The organism is Gilvimarinus sp. 1_MG-2023 (assembly GCF_030548285.1).
Genome location: NZ_JAUOSC010000892.1, coordinates 1 through 279, shown reverse-complemented (window position 1 = coordinate 279; position 279 = coordinate 1). Strand labels below are relative to the sequence as shown.

Annotated in this window: 1 protein-coding gene; it reads left to right on the top strand. The window is 58.8% G+C overall.

The genetic code is table 11. The features are described 5' to 3' along the window. The coding region (locus Q4563_RS19435) for a chorismate synthase (RefSeq protein WP_303605686.1) at positions 1-279 on the top strand (279 nt) is incomplete at both ends.

The following is a 279-nucleotide window of genomic DNA, read 5'->3' as shown; positions in this document are numbered from 1 at the left end:
CCGAACACCGTGACGAAATGACCCCCCAGGGATTCCTCAGTAATCACGCCGGTGGCATTTTGGGCGGCATCTCGACCGGCCAGGATCTGATAGCCCATATTGCTCTCAAGCCGACGTCCAGTCTGGTGATTCCAGGGCAGTCCATCGATGTCGAAGGAAACCCGATCGAAGTGGTCACCAAGGGCCGGCATGACCCGTGTGTCGGTATTCGTGCCACTCCCATCGCCGAGGCGATGATGGCTATTGTGATCTGTGACCACTGGTTACGCCAGCGTGGCC